Here is a 1,229-nt window from a genome sequence, read left to right on the forward strand (position 1 = left end):
GTAGATACTGTTATTGCCTGCAAGCCTTTTCACGTTTCGCGGTTACGGATTGCAGGCACGACCAGTCACAGCGCCGTCAGGCGCTGTTTTATCTGATTCTTCTTCCCTTCAGGCTGTTATCACCACATGCCTCGACGCATCGAACGGCTCACCTGATTTCAGCACCCCGTAAGCCACCTGCGCCAGCTTGCGCATCATAGCCCCTATTATCACTTTCCCTTTCTTACCGTTCCCTGCCAGTCGCTCACGGAACGCCCGTCCCCATTCCGTTTTACTGACCGCCACCATGGCTGGCATGTACAGCGCCCTGCGCAGGGATACATGGCCGGCTTTGCTCATCCGACTCATCCCCCTCACACTGCTGCCTGATTCATGCCGCCGGGGTGTCAGACCGGCAAAGGCGGCAAACTGTCTCGCCTGTCCGAACCTGTCCTTCAGTCCTGTAAACGCCAGCAGCACCGCTGACGTCTTTTCCCCGATACCCGGGATACTCTCCAGCAGTTTCCTGCGATGTTTCATATCCGGGTCGTCATCCGTCAACTCCTTTATCTGCTGTTCTATGCGCTTAATTTCGGCATGAAGCCACAGCAGGTGAGCGTCGATGCTCGGGCGTTGTACCTCGCGCGCTGTTTCCAGGCGATTCAGCTCCTGCGTATGCATATCAGTCAGGGACTGATGGCGCAGCACCAGTGCCCGTAACGCCCGTTCAACCGGGTGCGGAGCCTCCCAGGCTGCAGGGCGTTTCTGACGGCAAAATTCTGCCAGCATGCGGGCATCGACGGCATCGGTTTTGCTGCGCAGCCCCTCGCTCTGTGCGAAAGCTTTACCGAGGACAGGGTTGATGATGGAGACGGTGAATCCGGCATCACTGAGATGGGCGGCCACATCTTCCATATACGTACTGGTGGCTTCCATGCAGACATGCGCCGTAGCCACGTTATGGCTGTTGAGCCAGCGGAGGAGTTCATCGTGGCCCTTCAGGGTGTTAGCAAATTTTTTGCTGCGGTGACGGCCATCGGGTCGCAACACATCGACATCGAGTTTAGCTTTGGAGACGTCGATACCAATAAAGTGGAGTTCCTGTTCCATAGTGAGACCAGCCTTGTAAATGCGGTTTACCGGAAAAAAACCGGTCCATGATACTGTCCGGTTTGTCACTTGTGGAGAACGGCAGCCCGCTGCATAAATCTACACTACAGGTTGTTAACCTAAGGCCTGATACGGCATGC

Annotated in this window: 1 protein-coding gene; it reads right to left on the minus strand. The window is 55.8% G+C overall.

Features of this window, described 5'->3' with window-relative positions:
* Positions 1 to 108 precede the first annotated feature (108 nt).
* Positions 109 to 1,089, minus strand: coding sequence for an IS110 family transposase (locus tag ACVXHP_RS24165; protein ID WP_447572289.1), 981 nt, complete (start codon positions 1,087 to 1,089; stop codon positions 109 to 111).
* Positions 1,090 to 1,229 lie beyond the last annotated feature (140 nt).

It is taken from the genome of Citrobacter freundii complex sp. 2025EL-00176 (assembly GCF_053309355.1).